This window comes from Nucisporomicrobium flavum, from assembly GCF_016464385.1.
Classification (GTDB): domain Bacteria; phylum Actinomycetota; class Actinomycetes; order Mycobacteriales; family Micromonosporaceae; genus Actinoplanes; species Actinoplanes flavus_A.
The window spans coordinates 489,724-507,707 of the sequence record NZ_JADMLH010000003.1; the positions used below are offsets into that span (position 1 = coordinate 489,724).

Below are 17,984 nucleotides of genomic sequence, written 5' to 3' on the forward strand. Positions count from 1 at the left end.
CGCGGGGGGGGCCGGGGGCGTCCGGGGGGGGGCGGGGCCCCCCCCCCCGGCCCCCCCCCCCGGCGCCTCAAGCGGCGACCAGCCGCAGCTTCAGGGTGTGCGAGATGTCGTCGCTCAGGTTCCCCTCGAAGCCCAGCGCGATGCTGCCCTCGTCGGTGACGCCGAACGACATCTCGACCGTGCTCTCCTCCAGCTCGAACGGGTCGTCGCCGGTCGCGGCGCTCCGGACCGCGGCGCGGATCCGCTCGATCGCCTCGACGAGGGCGTCCTGCAGCGCCACGCCGCGCAGCTCGACCCGGTCCCTCAGGTCCGGCGGGACCAGGCTGATCGTCACCGTGTGCAGGTCCGTCCGGGTCAGCTTGCGGCCGAGCCGCAGCTGCAGGCCGAGCACGGGCACCCGGAAGTCGACGCCCCCGCCGCCGGACCGGGTCACCACGGTGTGCAGGGTGAGCTCCACCCCGGCCACCCGCAGGTCCCGCCCCGGCTGCGCCTGCGACATCCCGGCCGCGACGATGACCTCCTTGACCGTGCCGATCACGTCCGTGACCGCGACGCCGTCCTCGATGACATCCATGGCCCCGCACTCCTCCTGCTCAGACCGCACGGCTGATCGTGGCGGTCGGGTCTCCGTACGCGGTGTACGCCAGCCAGGTGGGATCGCCCGGGTCCGCGATCGCCTGCCGGGCCCGCAGGGACGCCGTGCCGAGGCCCGCGCCGGCCGTCAGCTCGGCGTAGAACGCCTCCGCGAACCCGGCCGCCCGGGCGCTGCCGACCGGCCAGAGCGTGCCGACGAACGCGCCCGCGCCGGCCAGCATGAACTGGCTCGCCCAGCCCATCATCCGGGTGTACTCCGGTGCCACGCCGGCGCTGCGGCAGGCGTTGACGAAGACCAGCGGATGCCGGTCCGCGAACCGCCTCCGCTGCACCGCGCTGTTGAGCATCAGCGGCACGAACGCGCCGCCCTCCATGGCTATCGCGGACCCACCCTGCTGCAACGAGAAGGCGTTGTGGCAGGCGAAGTGCAGCAGCCCCACGTCCGGGCCGTCCAGCACCGCCATGAGGTCGTCCAGGTGCGTCACGTACGCCGGTTCCGCACCGCCGGCGAGGATGCGGTGCACCGCCGCTGCCTCCTCGCGGGCGTTCGCCGGCGAGCGCCCGGGCACGATGTAGCGCGCGTGGTCGACGGACACCGTCTGCGCGGACAGCGTGCCGAACACCCGGCGCAGTACCGGGAACTGCTCGACGAGGAAGCCGTGGTCCTCGGCGCGGGCGAGCGGGTACAGCAGCTCCCACGGCACGCTGTCGTCGGCGCAGGCGATCGTGAACGTGCCGATCTGCCCGCGCAGTTCCCAGAACGCGTCCTTGATCGCGTCGGGGACCATGTCCCGCCACAGCCCGACGCCGGTCTCCTGCACCCAGCGCCGCGCGGCGGCGGGGCCGTACGCGGCCTGCCCGCCCGCGAACCGGCGCAGCATGTCGACGGTCCGCTCCACCGCCTGCCCCGGAGCCTCGGTCAACGACCGGGCCACGATCTGCTCCGACCAGTACCGGCTCGACGCGATCTGGAACAAGTAGCGGCTGCCGTCGAAGCTCACCTGCAGCGTCACGTCGCCCGGCCGGGAGGCCAGCTCGGACATGGGGGCGCGCCGGTGCTGCGTACGCTCGTCGACCGCGGCGGGCTCGGCGGAGATTTCGAGGGTCAGCTCGGCCAGCGCGGTGCCGCCGATCCACGCCGACAGCTCGAGCCGCAGCAGACCCACCTCGTGCGCGCGCAGCCCGAACCGCACCGGGGCCGAGCCGCCGTCCGCGGGGACGCGTACGGTCGCCTGCAGGTCCTCGCCCCTGAGCCCGGACCGCGGCTGCACGAGCAGGACGACCTCCACCTCGTCCGGGCCGGTGGGGAAACCGACGAGGGGTGCCGCGGAGGCGCCGGGCCACGGCTTGTCCACGGCGATGCGCGCCACCAGGCTGAACTCCTGGCCCACCCGTACGCTCGTCGGCAGCTCGCCGATCAGGAACCGTTCGAGGTCGCCGGAGGGCGGCGATGACCGGACGGCGCCGCCGGGCACGTTGCCGATCCGCGCCTCGACGACCTCCTGTTCCCACTGTTCCCACACCTCGGCACGGCCGTGCTGTGCCGGTGGGAGCTGCGGTTCGACGGAGAAGACGGTGATGCCCTCGGGCAGGCGTATCTCGTCGCGGAAGCCCCGATCGATCCCGCGCGCCCTCAGGAAGGCCCCGATGATCGGCTCGGGGTCCTCGACGGCGTTGCGGACGACGGCGAGCGGATCGTGCACCCGGAATCCCACCTCCACCGGGTACGGCTCGCCCTCGAGACGGAGCACGATCCGATGGTCTGCCGTGTCCACGTCGTACCGCATGCGGTAGCGGGTGCTGACCTGCTCGGAGGAGGTGAGTGCCCGCCCGCCCAGCGAGAAGAGCTCGCCGGTGCCGGTGGCGTAGACGACGTGGACGCCGGGCCCGGGCGGGGCCGAGACCGGGGCGACCCGGTGCACCGGCTCGACGCGGAGGATCAACCGCAAGGCGTCTCACCCATCCCGCCATTATGGACCCGGGGCGGCCGTCGTGACCGCCCCGGGCGTTGCGTCACGGGGTCCAGCGCAGGTACGGGTTCACGTGCCCGGTCCAGTCGAAGGTCGCCATGTTGTCCCAGCCGTCGCCCGTGCCGTTGATGTTCGCCGGGTCCCAGCCGTTGCCCTTCACCGCGTACCAGGTGGGTTCCCAGTAGAAGACGCCGATGGCGCCGGCGTTACGGGCGGTGTTCTGCACCCAGGCGAACTCCTGCGCCTGGCCCTGCCACGTGGCCGGGATGTTGTCGCACAGCACGGTGCCGGGGATGGAGTTCTTCTCGCTGTCGGCGTCCGCGGTGGTGAACTGGTACGCCGTCTCCGCGATCACCACCGGCTTGCCGTAGCGGGCGCGCACGTCGGTGATCACGTTGTACAGGTTCGCCAGCGTGCCGTGCCACATGCAGTAGTACGACAGGGCCGTGACGTCCCACTGCACGCCCTGGGCACGGATGCCGTCGTAGAACCAGTGCGCGTTCGCCATGCTGTCCGCGTCCGCGGTGTGGATCATCACCTGGGTGCCGGGGTTGCACGCCTTGGTCGCCGCGTACCCCTGCTTGAGCAGGCTCGCCAGCGGCGCGAAGTTGCTGTTGTCGACGCGGCCCTCCGGCCACAGCATGCCCACGTTGATCTCGTTGCCGATCTGCACGCTGTCCGGCGTGGTTCCCTGCGCCTTGAGGGCGGTGCACACGTCGTACGTGTAGCCGTAGACGTCCCGTTGCAGCTGCGCGAGCGTGTGCGACGACCAGGCGGCCGGCTTGAACTGCTTGCCGGGGTCCGCCCAGGTGTCGGAGTAGTGGAAGTCGATGAGCAGCTTGAGGCCCTTGGCCTTCAGCGATCGGGCCTGCTGCAGCACCTTGGCCTTGTTGTTGTAGCCGCTGGCCGGGTTGTTCCAGACGCGCAGCCGGGCGTAGTTCAGCCCGGCCGACCTGAGGATGTCCATCGGGTCGCGGGCGGTGCCGGCCGCGTCGTAGTACTTCGCGCCGAGGTCGAGGCTGCGCTGCAGCGACGAGACGTCGGCGCCGAGCATGGACAGGGTGCCGGCCGCGGTGGCCGGGGCGGGGACGGTGAGGCCGAGGGCGGCCGTCGCGAGGACGGCGACCACGGCCCGGAGGTACCTCTGCATGGCGGTTCCTTTCCGGTAGGGAGCGAGAAAGGGTGGTGCCGTGGGGAGAGGGTGGTGGAGCGGGTACAGGGTCGTCAGGCGGGTGAGGACTCGCGGAGCACCAGCGAGGTGGGCACCGTGATCGACAGGGGCGTACGCCCGGCGACGAGCTCGCCGAGCAGCCGGACCATCTCCTCGCTGATCCGGTCGAGCGGGTTGCGGACGGAGCTGAGCGGCGGGTGCAGCGTGGCGGCCAGGCCGGAGTCGTCGAAGCCGACGAGGCGGACGTCGCCGGGCACGTCCCGGCCGGCCTCGCGCAGCACCGGCAGCGTGCCGGCGGCCATGGCGTCCGAGGCGGCGAACACCGCGTCGAGGCCGGGAACCCGGCGCAGCAGCTCACGCATCCCCGCGGCGCCGCTCTCGTGGCTCCAGTCGCCGTGCACGATCGCCGCCTCGTCCACCGGCAGGCCGTACGCGGTGAGCGCGTCGGCGTACCCGCGGAGGCGCTCGACGCCGCCCGAGGTGTCCTGCGGGCCGGCGATGTGCGCGATCCGCCGGCAGCCCGCGGCGAGCAGGTGCTCGACCGCCGAGCGCGCGCCGGCCCATTCGTCGGCGGCGACCGAGCTGATCGTCGTCTCGTGGCCGAGCACCTTGCCGCAGGCCACGATCGGCACCTCGGCGCGGACGAGCTGGCTCAGCAGCGGGTCGCCGGAGTGCGGCGAGACCAGCAGCACCCCGTCGACGTGCCCGCCGCTGAGGTACGTGACCGCGCGGCCGCGCTCCTCCGGCGTCGCGGCGATCATCAGGATCAGCGTGAGCTCGCGCGCCGACAGCGCCTGCGCCACGCCGCGCAACAGCACCGCGAAGTTCGGGTCCTCGAAGAGCAGGTGCTGCGGCTCGGTGAGCAGGAACGCGATCGACCCGGACCGGCCGGTCGCCAGCGAGCGGGCGTGCGGGTTCGCGGTGTAGCCGGTGCGCGTGATGGCGTCGCGGACCGCCCGGACGGACTCGGGGCTGACCCACTCCCGGCCGTTGAGGACGCGGGAGACGGTGGCGTAAGAGACCCCGGCCTCGCGCGCCACGTCGCGGATGGTGGGCCGCTTGCGCCCCGTACCGGGCGAGGTCGGCACGGTAGGGATCATAGTCGCGTCCATGCCGGCCTCATGCCTTGACCGCGCCCGCGGCCAGGTCGACCTGCCAGTAGCGCTGCAGGCTGAGGAAGAGCGCGACCAGCGGCAGCACGGACAGCAACGCCCCGGTGATCACCGAGGTGTACATGGCCGGCTGGGTCGCGCCCTGGTTGAGCAGCCCGCTCAGGCCCACGGTGACCGGGAAGAGCCGGTCGTCGCCGAGCATGATGTACGGCAGCATGAAGTTGTTCCAGATCGCCACGAACTGGAACAGGAACACGGTGACCAGCCCCGGGCGCATCATCGGCAGGGCCACCCGGGCGAACGCGTGCCAGTCGCCGGCGCCGTCCATCCGGGCGGCCTCCAGCACCTCGCCGGGCACGGCCGCAGCGGCGAAGATCCGGCAGAGATAGATCCCGTACGGGCTGATCATGCTGGGCAGCAGCACGGCCCAGTACGTGTTCGTCATGCCGACCTTGGCCAGCAGCAGGTACTGCGGAACGGCGAGGATGACCCCGGGCACGAGCACGCCGGCGAGGATCAGGTTGAAGATCACGGACTTGCCGGGGAAGGCGTACCTGGCGAGGGCGAAGCCGGCCATCGCGGACACGAACGCCGAGGCCAGCGCGCCCACGCCGGCGTAGAGGGCGGTGTTGGCCATCCACCGCCAGTAGAGGCCGCCGCGGTAGTCGCTGAGCGCGGCGACGTTGTCGAAGAGGTGCGTGCTGGGCGTCAGGGTGAAGGTGGAGAACAGCTCCCCGGCGCTCTTGGTGGAGGCGATCACCACCCACAGCACCGGCAGCAGGCAGTACGCCGCGCCCAGCACCAGCAGCACGGTGGCGGCCGGGCTGCGGCGGGTCCGCGCCTTGACGGCGGTGGCGACGGCCATGCTCAGTCCTCCTGCCGGAAGGCGCGCGAACCGACGAGCTTGAGGAAGCCGAAGGACAGCGCGAACGTCGCGACGGCGATGACGACCGAGGTGGCCGCCGCGGCGTGGATGTCGTTACGGATGAACGCGTCGCGGTAGACCATCATCAGCGGCGTCCAGGTCGCGGAGATGGTGTTGGCCAGCGGCCGCAGGGTCATCGGCTCGGCGAAGACCTGCAGCGTGGCGATGAGCGAGAAGACGAACGTCATGATCAGCGACGGCAGGATCACCGGGATCTTGATGCGCAGCGCGATCTGCACGTCGGAGGCGCCGTCGATCCGGGCCGCCTCGGACAACTCGCCGGGGATCGTCCGCAGCGCGGTGTAGAGCACGATCATGTTGAAGCCCATGCCGCCCCAGATCGCGATGTTGGCCACGGCGTAGAGCACCCACGAGGAGGAGAACACGTTGGGTGCGCTCAGGCCGGCCCCGTTCAGCACGTCGCTGATCGGGCTGATCCGCGGCAGGTAGAGGAAGCCCCATAGCAGGGAGGCGATCACGGCGGGGACCGCGTACGGAAGGAAGATCGCCGTGCGGGCGAACCGGCCGGCCCGGCTACGCCCCGCGTCGATGAGCAGCGCCATGAGCAGCGCCCCGCCGAGCATCAGCGGGACGACGATCAGCCCGTAGAGGGCGATCCGGCCGACGCTGGGCAGAAATTCGGAGTCGGTGAGCACGCGGGTGTAGTTGCTCAGCCCGGCCCACTGCTCGACCCGCGAGCCCCGGCCGAGCCCCAGCCCGGAGACCTTGACCCGGCGCAGGCTGAGGTAGCCGGCGTAGACCACCGGCGCGCCGAGGAACGCGGTGAAGAGCACCAGGGCCGGGGCGAGGAAGGCGTACGGGGTCCCGGAGCGCCGGCGGCCGCGCCCCGGGCGGTCCGCCGCCGTGGTGACGGCGGACCTCTCGGCGGCGGGCGTCACCGCGGGCAGCGTGGTCATCCGGCGACCTTGAACCCGGCGGTCTTCATGTCGCTCACCGTGGTGGTCTGCATGGTGCCCAGCGCGGCGGTGAACGCGGCGCTCTGCTCAGCTTCCGCCGCCTTGCCGAACGCGTCGTTGTACGCGCTGTACGCGACGTTGACGTTCGGCCCGTACGTGAACGGGTTGGTGACCTTCCCGGCCTCGGCGGCGATCGCGTAGAAGTCCTGCTGGCCGGCGAAGAACGCGGGCGGCGCGGTCAGCGCGGTGCTGGTCGCCTCGGTGGCGGCGGGGTAGATGTTCGCCGTGCCGGCCAGCGCCTTGAGCGCGGCGGGATCGGTGTTGAGCCAGGTGATGAACTCGACGGCCTGCTTCTTGTGCTTGCTCTGGGTGGTGACGCTGGTGGCCGACCCACCCCAGTTGCCGCTGGCCGGCTTGGCCGGGTCCCACTGGGGGAGCGCGGCGACCTTCCACTTGCCCTTGGTGGAGGCGGCGTTGCCCTCGAGCACGCCGGGGGCCCAGACCGCGCTGAGCCAGCCGACCTGGGTGCCGTCGTTGAGCGCGGCGTTCCAGTCCGGCGTGTACATCGGGGTGTTCGCGATGACGCCCTCCTGCACGAGCCCACCCCAGTAGCCGGCGACCTTCTGCGTCGCGGCGTCGTTGATGGTCACGGTCCAGGAGTCGCCCTGCACGCCCCACCAGGACGCGCCGGCCTGCTGGGCCAGGCCCGCGAACCAGCCCGGGTCGTTGGCGGAGAAGGTGCCGAGGTACTGCTTCTTGTTCGCCGAGTGAATCTTGCGGGCGGCGTCGGCGTACTGGTCCCAGGTGGCCGGCGGGGAGATCGAGAGCTTCTCGAACACGTCGGCGCGGTAGTAGAACATCATCGGGCCGGAATCCTGCGGGACCCCGTACACGGACTCGGAGCCCAGCGTGACCGCGTTCCAGGCGGAATCGGGGAACTTCGCCTTGAGCCCGCCGGCGTCCGCGGCGATGTCGGCGATCGCGTCGGCCGAGACCAGCGTCGGGATCTTCTGGTATTCGGCCTGCATGACGTCGGGCGCGCCGCTGCCGGCCTTGATCGCGGTGAGCAGCTTGGTGACCGCGGGATCGCCGCCGTCCTGCTTGTTGACGGTGACGTGGATGCCGGGGTGGCCGGCGTTCCAGCCCTCGACGACCTTGTCCATGTTCGGCGCCCAGCTCCAGTAGGTGAGCTCGACCTTGCCGCCACCGGCGGTGCCGCCGCTGTCGTCGTCGCTGCCGCTGCAGCCGGCGGCCAGGAGCAGAAGGGATGCGGCGAGCGCGCCGCCGATGGCTTTCCTCACGGGTCCTCCTCAGGCAGGCGTGCCATTCCTGTAACCGGTTACAGTGATGCTCGTTTACACGCGTGTCAAGAGCTTGCTTCCGCGCTGTTAACCCGGTGTATGGTGCGATGACCTCGCCTGTGACCGGTTACAGGCGTCCGCGCCGAAGGGGCTCGCGTTGCCGACCGATCACCCACCCCTGTCCGTGCGCCACCGGCCCTGGGCCGCACCCCTGCGCCGGCCGCGGATGAGCAACGCGGAGGACGTCCGGCCCGGGCTGGGCCTGACCAGCCGCTACCTCACCCGCGACGGGGTGCCGCTCATCCCGGTCTCCGGCGAGCTGCACTACAGCCGGGTGCCCCGGGCACGCTGGGCGCACCGGCTGCGGCAGATGCGGGCCGGGGGCGTGACGGTGGTCAGCTCGTACGTCTTCTGGCTGCACCACGTCGAGCACCGCGACGAGCCCCGCTTCGACGGCAACCTGGACGTGGCCGCGTTCGTCGACCTGGCCGCGGAGGCCGGCCTCGACGTGATGCTGCGGATCGGACCGTGGTGCCACGGCGAGACCCGCAACGGCGGCTTCCCCGACTGGGTCCAGCGGGCGCCGGTGCGGCACCGCACGGACGACCCGGCGTACCTTGACATGGTCCGCGACTGGTACGGCCAGCTCGCCATCGCGCTCGGCGGCCGCTGCCGCGCCGACGGGCCGGTCCTCGCCATCCAGCTGGAGAACGAGCTGTACGAGCAGCCCGGGCACCTCGTCACGCTCAAGCGGCTGGCCCGCGAGGCCGGGATGGCCGCCCCGCTGTGGGTGGCGACCGCGTGGGGCGGCGCCGACCTGCCCGCCGAGGAGGTCCTGCCCCTGTACGGCGGCTACGGCGACGGCTTCTGGGTCGACGCCGACGCGCCCTGGGACCCGACGTTCCGCGACCACTTCTTCTTCTCGCACACCTGGGACGACCCGGGCATTGGCGCCGACGTCCGCCGCGCCCAGCACGCGGGGCACACCGCCGTGCCGCCGCGCAGCCCGTCCACGCTCTTCCCGCCGGCCACCTGCGAGCTCGGCGGCGGCATGGGGACGGCGTACCACCGGCGGCCCCGGCCCGCGGCGCTCGACATCGCCGCCGCCGCACACTGCAAGATCGGCAACGGGTCCGCCTGGCAGGGCTACTACATGTACGCCGGCGGCACCAACCCGCCCGGCGACCACGGCATGCAGGAGTCGCACGCCACCGGCTACCCCAACGACCTGCCCCGGCTCGGGTACGACTTCCACGCCCCCATCGGCGAGGCCGGCACCCTGCAGCCCAGCCACGCCGAACTGCGCCGCCAGCACGCCTACCTCGCCGCGTTCGGCGCCGCGCTGGCCGAGATGCCGTCGACGCTGCCCTCGTCGCGACCGTCCGGAGTGGAGGATGCCGAGACCCTGCGGTGGGCGCTGCGCTCCGACGGCGACAGCGGCTTCCTGTTTCTCGCCTGGCACCAGCCGCACGTGCCGCTGGCCACGTACCGCGGGGCCCGGTTCCGCGTGGAGCTCGACGGTTCCTCGCTCCTGCTGCCGTCCCGGCCGGTCGACATCCCGCCCGGAACCCTGGCCCGGTGGCCGCTGCGGTTCACCGCGGGCGGCGTACGGCTGAACTGGGCCACCGCCTCGGCGCTGACCCTGCTGCCCGGCGCCGTACCGACCCTCGTGCTGACCGCCGAACCCGGCATCGACACGGAACTCGCGCTGGACGGCGGCGAGCTGCTGACCCTCACGCCGGACCGCACCCCCGTACGCCTGACCGCCGGCGGCGGCGCGCTCGACGTGCTGCTGCTCGACCCGGAGACGGCCCGGACGGCGTGGGTCTGCGAGGACGGCGGCAGGCGCCTCCTGCTGTCCGCCGACGAGCTGTCATGGGGGCCGGACGGGCGGGTCACGGCCCGCGGCCGGGTGCCTTCGGTGCAGGCGTACGACCCGGCCACCCGCAGGTTCGCCGACCTGCCGATGGACCCGGCGGGGCCCGTGCCGGCCGCGGTCGGCGACGCGGGGATCGAGCTGCTCCGGGCTGCCGACACAGCTGTGCCGGTCTCGTACGGCAAACACGACGGCCGCCCGTCCGCACCCTCGCCCGAGACGTTCTCCTCGCTGGCCGCGGTCTACCGGCTGACCCTGCCGGGCTGGGACGAGCTCGACGTGCTGCTCGACCTCGCGTGGGCCGGGGACGTGGCGGAGCTTCGGATCGACGGGCGCACGGCCACGGACCGGTTCTGGGACGGCTCGGCATGGACGGTGAACCTGCGCGACGCCGGGTACCGCCCCGGTGCCGAGGTGACCGTCCACATCCTGCCGCTCGCGGTGGGCTCGACCGTGCACCTGCCGCGGGATGCCCGCGACCGGCTCCTCGCCGCGGACGGGCAGCTGGTCGCGCTCGACCGGGTCCGGGTCACCGGCCTGCGAACCTGGCACGAGCGACGACCGTCGTGACCCCACGCCCGGCGCCGCTTGCTGGTCCGGCTTGTTGGCCGCGTTACTTGCTGGGCCGGGTTGCTGGTCGCGTTGCTTGCTGGGCCGGGTCGTTCGTTGCGTTGCTTGCCGGGCCGGGTTGTTCGTTGCGGCGCGGGGGTCGGGGTGGGTGGCGGTAGGGTCGGTGGGTGGAGACGCTTGCCGAGGAGACGCTCGCGGCGATCGGCCGCATGACCGTGGCGGCGACCGACCTGGAGCACCTGCTCGCCTGGGTGGGCGCGGACCGGTCCGGCGGCAACCCCGACCCGGTCTTCGCGGTGCCCGGCGAGCCGCTGCGCGCGGCCCGCGGCGCGGTCGAGTTCGCCGCGCCCGCGCACCGCGAGGAGCTGATCCGCTACGTCGAGGCGGCCGGCACCCAGCTCGCCCTGAGCCAGGCGGCGCTGCGGTCCCTCTGGAAGGCCAACGCCCGCCGCGACCGCGCCACGTTCGACGAGCTCGCCGCCCGCCTGGTGCGCCTCCGCGGCATGCTCGGCGAGCTCGTCGAGAGCCACCTGCAGGCCCACCGATGACCCTCAGAATCCGGCGAGCGCACGAGGAACCGTCCACAGACGACGGTTACCGCGTCCTGGTGGACCGCCTCTGGCCGCGTGGCATCTCCAAGGACCGCGCCCACCTCGACCAGTGGCTGAAGGACATCGCCCCGAGCACCGACCTGCGCCGATGGTTCCACGCGGACGAGGGCACCTTCGACGAGTTCGCCGCCCGCTACCGCGACGAACTGAAGACCAACCCGGCAGTGGACGAGCTCCGCGACATCCTCGCGGCCCACCCGGTCGTCACACTGGTGTACGCGGCCAAGGCGCCACACGACCGCAGCCACGCCGCGGTGCTCGCCGCGCACCTCGGGCTCACACCGTCCAGTTGAGCGCCGCGGTGCTCGCCGCGCACGAGGGCTCGCGCCGTCCGGTTGAGCGCCGTCGTGTGCGGTGCGTGGCCGAGGGCTCGCGACGTCCGGTTGAGCGCTGCGCACCCGAGGCTTAGGCCGTTCGCTTGAGCAGGCAGAACTCGTTGTCCTCCGGGTCGGCGAGCACGGTCAGCGTGTCGGTCTCCCACAGGAACCGGGCGCCCAGCGCGGTCAGCCGTTCCAGCTCCGCGCCGGGATCGTCGGCGGCCACGTCCAGATGGACCCGGTTCTTCACGGTCTTCGCCTCGGGCACCTTCGTGAACCACAACCGAGGACCGCCACCCGCCCCGGGCAGCACGAGCACGGTCGGATCATCCTCGGGATCCTCGACCCCCTGAGCCCGCAGCCGCTCCAGATCCTCCGCCGTGTACGGCGCGATCGCATAGTCCTCCAGCACCGCCACCCAGAACCGGGCAAGCGGAGCGGGCCGAGCACAGTCCACGACAATGTCCTTGATCCGCGCCATGCCGCGAGCGTAATGCCGCCCACCCGCGCCGGCACGCCACGACGAAGGACGGGACCGGCGCGATGTCGGGCCGGGCGGGGGAGGGGGCAAGTCCGGCGCGGACCGTGCTGTCTCAGCCCCTGCGGCGACGGCCGGCGTGCCCGCCCCGCTTGGCCCGGCGTGGCCGCCCCGCTTGGCCCGGCCTGGCGGTCCCGCTTGGCCTGGCGTGGCGGTCCCGCTTGGCCTGGCGTGGCCGCGCCGCTTGGCCTGGCGTGGCTGCCCCGCTTGGCCCGGTTCGGTCCGACCGAAGCGCCTCGCTCGGCACAGGCCGGTTGTCGAGCGGGACCGGCCGGGGCTGGTTGTCCGGGGCGGCCTGGCGGTGGGCTGGTTGTCGGGGCGGCACGCCACGGGCCGGGTGTCGAGTGCGGCCCGGCGGAGGCTCGTTGTCGGGAGCGGCCCGGCGGGGCTGGATGTCGCGTTCGGGGCGGCGGGGCCGTGTTACGCCGCGCGGCTCTCGTCGGTGTCTGCCGGGAACGTGACCAGCGTGCGGCGGGGCCGGGCGTCCGGGTGGGGGAAGACCCAGCGGCGGAAGGCCCACAGGCGGAAGGCCATGGCGAGCAGCGTGCCCAGGATGATGCCGGCCACGAAGTCGCTGACCTCTTGCGACAGCCGGCTCACGTCCGGGACGCGCAGGTCGAGCACGTAGCGGGCTATCCACATCGGGATGTCGTTGACCACGATGCCGACCGCGCTGATGCCGAAGAACAGGAGCGCCTCGTGGTGGCGTTGGCGACCGCCTCGGGTCTTGAAGGACCATTCGCGGTTGAGGACGTACGAGACGCCGGTGGCGACCATCGTGGCGATGGTGAGCGCCGCGATGGGCTTTTCGTGCAGCACGGTCAGCTTGAGCGCGTAGTTCACCACGACCGTGATGACGAAGCACGTGCCGCCCACCACCAGGAACTTGAGCACCTCACGGTGGCGTACCAGGTAGCGGCGGGCCGGGCCGGGCAGCACGGCGAGCAGGCGGCCGACGATCCGGCCGTAGCGCCCCGCGGTGGCGGTTCCGTCTGTCATCCGCGGGACTCTAGCGGTGGCCGCCCCCGCCCCGCTGCCCGCCGAAGCGTGATCTCCGCCGCTCACCCTGGCCGGATCGCAGAGACCTCAGCCCATGACCCAGCCGTAGAGCCGCTCCACCTTCAAGCGCAGCACCAGCCTTCCGTCGGCCACCATCGCGCGGCGGTATTCGGCCCAGTCCGGGTGCTCCTTGCCGCCGACCAGCCGGTACACCTCGACGAGCTCCTCGACCGTGGCGTCGTGCTCGTCGGTGGACGGTGGGGAGAGGGTGGCCGTCGCCTCGGCCACGGCGTAGCCGCCACCCGGGGCTTCGACGCGCAGCGTGGCGCGGGGGTCGCGGCGGAGGTTGTGGACCTTGGCCAGGGTGGAGCGGGTCGAGGCGCGGAGCACGCGGGTGGCCGGGTCGGCCGTGTAGTTGACGTCGGAGAGTTGGGGGCGGCCGTCCCGTTTGATGGTGGCCAGCGTGCACAGGTTGGCCGCGGCGATGACGGCCCAGAGATCCTCGGACATGGGAGAAACACTAGAGCGCCGCGGGCCCCTCGTGGGGGTCCGCGGCGCTCGGTGATCAGATCGTCAGATTCGTGCGCACTGGCCCAGGCGGGCGCCCGTACCCGTGGTGGCGAGGCCGTTGTTGACCGGCGCCGGCTGGTTGCCGGTGCAGGTCAGCGGGCCGTTGACCGTGTCGGCCGCGACGACCGTGGCGGTACGGTTGTTCAGCAGCGTGACCGCGCCCTTGATGGTCGACGCCTCCAGCAGCACCGGACCCGAACCGGTCACCGTGACCGGTCCGTTGACCGTCGCGTGCAGCAGCGACACCGTGCCGGCGCCGGTCGCGGTGACCGCCGCTCGCAGGCTCGCCCCGGAGACGTAGAGCGACGCGCCCTTGGAGACCGTCACCAGGCCGGTCACGGTGGCGCCCTCCTTGATGCAGGTGACGCCCGACTTGACCGACACCGCGCCGACCACCTTGTCGGCGATCGTCGTGGTGCAGGCCGGCGCCGGCCTGCCCAGCAGCTCGACCTCGGCCAGCGTGGTGCTGGTCTCGCCGGTGTTGGCGGTGACGTCGAGCTTGTACGACGCGTACCGGCCCGGCTTGGCGATCTTGAATGGCCGGGTCTGCAGGCGCCAGTCGAACGTCTGGTCGCTGCGCTCGTCGATGGTCGTCCAGGTGGTGCCGTCGTACGAGCCGGAGAGCTTCCAGGCCTTGGGATCGCCGGCCACCGCGCCCGAGGTCAGGGTGTAGTAGTCGGCCTTCTGACCGCCGCCGGTGAAGTCCCACTGCCACGACGGCGTCGCGGAGGCGAAGACCGCGCGGGTGTTCGACGTGTCGTCCACCAGCGCCGGCTCCGACGCCGTGCCCTTGCCGGGGCCGGTGAGGTCGCGCAGCGGGCTCGGCACCGCGTCACCGGTGGTGATCGACGGCGGCGCCGCGTCGTCGCCCGTACCCCAGGTGGACGGTTCGGGGCCCATGGCGAAGTCCAGCACCGCGCCGTCGGCGAGCAGCGAATGCGGCAGGGACGTCGACGCGTACGCCTTCCCGTTGACCTTCAGCGACTGCACGTACACGTTCTTCGCGCTGTTGTCCGGCGCGTTGACCACGATCTTCTTGCCGCCGGGCAGGTTGATCGTCGCCTTGGTGAACAGCGGCGACCCGATCGCGTACGCCGGGCTGCCCATCTGCAGCGGGTAGAAGCCCAGCGCGCTGAAGACGTACCAGGCGCTCATCTCGCCGTTGTCCTCGTCGCCCGGGTAGCCCTGGCCGATCTCGCTGCCCAGGTAGAGCCGGGACAGCGCCTCGCGGACGATCTTCTGCGCCTTGGCGGGCTCGCCGGCGTAGTCGTACATGTAGGGGATGTGGTGCGACGGCTGGTTGCTGAAGCCCCACTGACCCATGCGGACGTCACGCGCTTCGAGCATCTCGTGGATCGTGCCGCCGTACGAGCCGGGGAAGGTCGCCGTCTCTGGCGTGGAGAAGAACTTGTCGAGCTTGCCGGCCAGCTTGTCCTTGCCGCCGTACAGGTTGGCGAGGCCCTGGCCGTCCTGCGGTACGTGGAACGCCATGTTCCAGCCGTTGGTCTCGGTGTAGTCGTACCCCCAGACCCGCGGGTCGTACGAGGCCGGCGGGTTGCGCCAGGTCCCGTTGCTGTCCTTGCCCTGGAAGAAGTTCACATCGGGGTCGAACATGTTCACGTAGTTCTGGGCCCGGTTGCGGAAGTACTCGGCCTGTTCGGCGTACTCGCCGGCCTTGGGGCCGCCCTTCTTCGCCAGCGCCGCGGCCATGTTGGCGATGCCGAAGTCGTTGATGTAGCCGTCCATGGCCCAGGACATGGCCTCGCCGGTGACGTCGAGCGGGGTGTAGCCCTTGAAGATCGACGTCGCCAGGCCCTTGCGGCCCACGTTCGCATTCGGCGGCGTCACGGTCGCGTTCTTGATCGCCGCCTGGTACGCGGTCTCGGCGTCGATGCCGGGCACGCCCTTGAGGTACGCGTCGGCGAAGGCGACGTCGGAGCTGGTGCCCACCATGAGGTTGGCGTAGCCGGGGGAGGACCAGCGGGAGATCCAGCCGCCGTCGCGGTACTGCTGGACGAACCCGTCGACCATCTCGCCGGCGGTGTCCGGGGTCAGCAGCGAGTACGCCGGCCACGTGGTGCGGTACGTGTCCCAGAAGCCGTTGTTGACGTACACCTTGCCGTCCTTGACCGGCGCGCCCGTCTCCGTGGGCGAGCTGGCCGGGCTGGTGACCGCCGACTGCACGGTGTGCTTCCACACCGGCGCCGCGGCGGTGCCGGTGTTCTCGTAGCCGGAGTTCGGGTAGAGGAACAGCCGGTACATGTTCGAGTAGAGGGTGACGAGCTGGTCCTCGGTCGCCCCCTCGACCTCGACGGTCCTCAGCTTGGCGTCCCAGGCGGCCTGTGCCCGGTCGCGGATCTGCGCGACGGTGGCGTCGGCCGCGACCTCGAGGTCGAGGTTGTGCTTGGCCTGCTCGACGCTGATCAGCGAGGTGGCGATGCGCATCGTCACCGTCTTGTCCTGCGCGGTGTCGAACTTGACGTAGCCGGTCGAGGGCCGGTTGCCGGTGGGCAGCATGCCGCTCGCGGTGATCGGGGCGTCGACCGTCGCGTACATGAACATGCGGGTGTAGCCGGCGGAGAGGCTGCCGCTGTTCACGTCGGACCAGCCGGAGACGGCGCGGTTCGCGGCGTCGATCGTCAGGCCCGCGCGGCTGTCCACGTTGTCGAAGACGAGGTTGGAGCTGTCCCCGGTGAACGTGAACTGGAACAGGGCCGCGTGGTCGGTCGGTGCGAACTCGGTCTTGAGGCCGTTGTCGAAGGTGACGCCGTAGTAGTACGGCTTCGCGACCTCGTTCTCGTGGCCGAAGGCGAGCGCGCGGTTGGCGCGGTTGGCGTCCGGCGTGCCGGTGGCGGCCGACGGCATCACCTGGAACGTCTGCCGGTCACCCATCCACGGGCTGGGCTCGTGGCTGGCGGCGAACGCCTGCAGGGTCGGCCGGTTCGCGGCGTTGTTCTGGCGGTGGTACTCGTACAGCCAGTTGACGGAGCCGGCGTTGGTCATCGGCGTCCAGAAGTTGAAGCCGTGCGGCACCGCGGTGGCCGGGAAGTTGTTGCCGCGCGAGAAGTCGCCCGAGGACTGGGTGCCGCGGCGGGTCTCGGCGTACTCGGAGAGGTGGGCGCGGGGCTGGGCCGGCGGGACCTCGCGGAGGGCGATGTCGTCGTACCACGCCCGGAAGCTCGTGGGACCGTCCGGCTTGTCGTACCCGATCAGGATCCGGTCGACGGTCTTGCCCTCGGCGACCTTGCCGATCCGGCTGGTGCGCTTGTTCCACTGCGCGGTGTAGAGCGTCTTCGACGCGCCCTGCGCGGCCGGGCTGACGACCACCCCGTGCTGGTCGACGGCCTTCAGGTCCGACAGGTACGTGCCGTCGGTGAACGCCAGGTCGACCGAGGTGTACGTGGCCGGGTTGCTCAGGTCCTCGCGGTTGAACTCGGGCAGCACCAGGTACGACAGCTCGGTGTCGGCGGTGACCGCCACGTCCACGTCGAAGACCTTGTTGTACGAGTACCCGCGCCCCTCGGCGGTGTGCCGTCCGGCGATCTGGAACGCCTTGAGCCCGGTGTAGCCCACGCCGGCCTTGGCGGTCGGTGAGCTCGCGGGTCCGTTGCCGGGCCGGCTCTGCATCGGTCCGGCCGGCGGCGCCCCGGTGTTGTCGTCGGCGAGCTCGAGGTCGGCGAGCTGGGTGAGGTTGCCCGACGGGTGGCCGGTGATGCTCAGGCGGTAGATCGGGAACGAGCCCGGGTTCGCCACCGTGTACGTCTTCGTCTGGAAGCGCTCGTCGAACGTCTGGCCGGTCCGGGTGTCCACGGTCGTCCAGGTGGTGCCGTTCGCGGAGCCCTCCAGGGTCCAGTCCCGCGGGTCCCGCTCGGGCGCGTCGTTGGCGGAGGTCAGCGCGTACTTGACGACGGTGGCCGGGGCGTCCAGCGTGTACTGCGCCCAGCTGGTCGGCGTGTCGACGAGCCACTTGGTCGCCGCGTCGCCGTCGTTGAGGTTGTTCACGCCCTCGTTGGGGTTGGGCTGGGCGTTCGCGGCGATCGCGGTGACGTGATCGCGCAGGCTGCCCGGCATGCCGACGGCGACCGAGCCGTCGACGCCGCTGCTGTGATCGCCGTCCACGGTGTCGGTCCAGGTGGGCTGCGGGTCGTCGGTCTCGAAGGACGACGCGAACGAGGTCGCGGCCGCCGCGTGCGCGGCGCCGCCGCCGGCGACCGTCGCGGCCGCGGCCACGAGACTGACGGATAACAGGGCTGCGCCCCATCGTGGCCGGTGCATGCCGTCTCCTTGCAAGGCTGAGGGGAAGGGCTGACGGAAACATCCGCGACACATCGTCACGTGTACCTGTCTCAATATGCAAGGTCTCTACCGAACACGATCGCCCATGATTGACATCGATGTCATCTTGACCCCGTGAACCCCTTGCCCACGCTCGTCACCTAGGCATATGGTCGAACGGCCGGACCCTGGACGCGATCGAGGACGCCATGATCCATGTGCGATCGTGTGCGGTTCT

Annotated in this window: 14 protein-coding genes; 3 read left to right on the forward strand and 11 right to left on the reverse strand. The window is 71.7% G+C overall.

Going from position 1 to position 17,984, the window contains the following annotated elements; translation table 11 throughout:
• Positions 1 to 67: 67 nt before the first annotated feature.
• The 7 genes from IT780_RS10305 to IT780_RS10335 form a co-directional block, all read right to left on the reverse strand.
• A complete protein-coding gene (locus IT780_RS10305) occupies positions 68 to 574 on the reverse strand; it encodes a trypco2 family protein (RefSeq protein WP_199511214.1) in 507 nt (168 codons plus the stop codon).
• 19 nt (positions 575 to 593) lie between these two features.
• Positions 594 to 2,543, reverse strand: coding sequence for a CHAT domain-containing protein (locus tag IT780_RS10310; protein WP_199511215.1), 1,950 nt, complete (start codon positions 2,541 to 2,543; stop codon positions 594 to 596).
• Between the two features lie 64 nt (positions 2,544 to 2,607).
• Entirely contained in the window at positions 2,608 to 3,714 is a 1,107-nt protein-coding gene (locus IT780_RS10315) for a glycoside hydrolase family 53 protein (RefSeq protein WP_199511216.1), read from the reverse strand.
• A 74-nt stretch (positions 3,715 to 3,788) separates the two neighbouring features.
• Positions 3,789 to 4,823 (reverse strand): LacI family DNA-binding transcriptional regulator, encoded by a 1,035-nt coding sequence (locus IT780_RS10320; protein ID WP_307831121.1) that lies wholly within the window; start codon positions 4,821 to 4,823, stop codon positions 3,789 to 3,791.
• Between the two features lie 31 nt (positions 4,824 to 4,854).
• A complete protein-coding gene (locus IT780_RS10325) occupies positions 4,855 to 5,712 on the reverse strand; it encodes a carbohydrate ABC transporter permease (RefSeq protein WP_199511218.1) in 858 nt (285 codons plus the stop codon).
• A 2-nt stretch (positions 5,713 to 5,714) separates the two neighbouring features.
• Positions 5,715 to 6,689, reverse strand: coding sequence for a carbohydrate ABC transporter permease (locus tag IT780_RS10330; RefSeq protein ID WP_199511219.1), 975 nt, complete (start codon positions 6,687 to 6,689; stop codon positions 5,715 to 5,717).
• Positions 6,686 to 7,990, reverse strand: coding sequence for an ABC transporter substrate-binding protein (locus tag IT780_RS10335; RefSeq protein ID WP_199511220.1), 1,305 nt, complete (start codon positions 7,988 to 7,990; stop codon positions 6,686 to 6,688). The genes IT780_RS10330 and IT780_RS10335 overlap by 4 nt, the downstream gene beginning before the upstream one ends.
• A 157-nt stretch (positions 7,991 to 8,147) precedes the next feature.
• Between IT780_RS10335 and IT780_RS10340 the strand changes: the two genes are divergently transcribed.
• The 3 genes from IT780_RS10340 (at position 8,148) to IT780_RS10350 (ending at position 11,340) form a co-directional block, all read left to right on the forward strand.
• The gene (locus IT780_RS10340; RefSeq protein WP_233412521.1) at positions 8,148 to 10,436 is read left to right on the forward strand and encodes a beta-galactosidase; all 2,289 of its coding nucleotides are present in this window, start codon (positions 8,148 to 8,150) and stop codon (positions 10,434 to 10,436) included.
• 167 nt (positions 10,437 to 10,603) lie between these two features.
• Complete coding sequence (locus IT780_RS10345; protein WP_199511221.1) at positions 10,604 to 10,984, forward strand: hypothetical protein; 381 nt, start codon at positions 10,604 to 10,606, stop codon at positions 10,982 to 10,984.
• The gene (locus IT780_RS10350) at positions 10,981 to 11,340 is read left to right on the forward strand and encodes a DUF488 domain-containing protein (RefSeq protein WP_199511222.1); all 360 of its coding nucleotides are present in this window, start codon (positions 10,981 to 10,983) and stop codon (positions 11,338 to 11,340) included. Before IT780_RS10345 ends, IT780_RS10350 begins: the two co-directional genes overlap by 4 nt.
• Positions 11,341 to 11,452: 112 nt before the next feature.
• Here IT780_RS10350 and IT780_RS10355 read toward each other — a convergent pair whose 3' ends face one another.
• From IT780_RS10355 to IT780_RS10370, 4 genes are all read right to left on the reverse strand, one after another.
• Complete coding sequence (locus IT780_RS10355) at positions 11,453 to 11,845, reverse strand: VOC family protein (RefSeq protein ID WP_199511223.1); 393 nt, start codon at positions 11,843 to 11,845, stop codon at positions 11,453 to 11,455.
• Between the two features lie 477 nt (positions 11,846 to 12,322).
• On the reverse strand, positions 12,323 to 12,901 hold the full coding sequence (locus IT780_RS10360) for a GtrA family protein (RefSeq protein ID WP_199511224.1): 579 nt from the start codon (positions 12,899 to 12,901) through the stop codon (positions 12,323 to 12,325).
• Positions 12,902 to 12,988: 87 nt separating this feature from the next.
• Positions 12,989 to 13,411 carry a PPOX class F420-dependent oxidoreductase gene (locus IT780_RS10365; protein ID WP_199511225.1) on the reverse strand — a complete coding sequence of 141 codons (423 nt, stop codon included), beginning with the start codon at positions 13,409 to 13,411 and terminating at the stop codon, positions 12,989 to 12,991.
• A 63-nt stretch (positions 13,412 to 13,474) separates the two neighbouring features.
• Positions 13,475 to 17,746 (reverse strand): GH92 family glycosyl hydrolase, encoded by a 4,272-nt coding sequence (locus tag IT780_RS10370; protein ID WP_199511226.1) that lies wholly within the window; start codon positions 17,744 to 17,746, stop codon positions 13,475 to 13,477.
• Between the last annotated feature and the right edge of the window lie 238 nt (positions 17,747 to 17,984).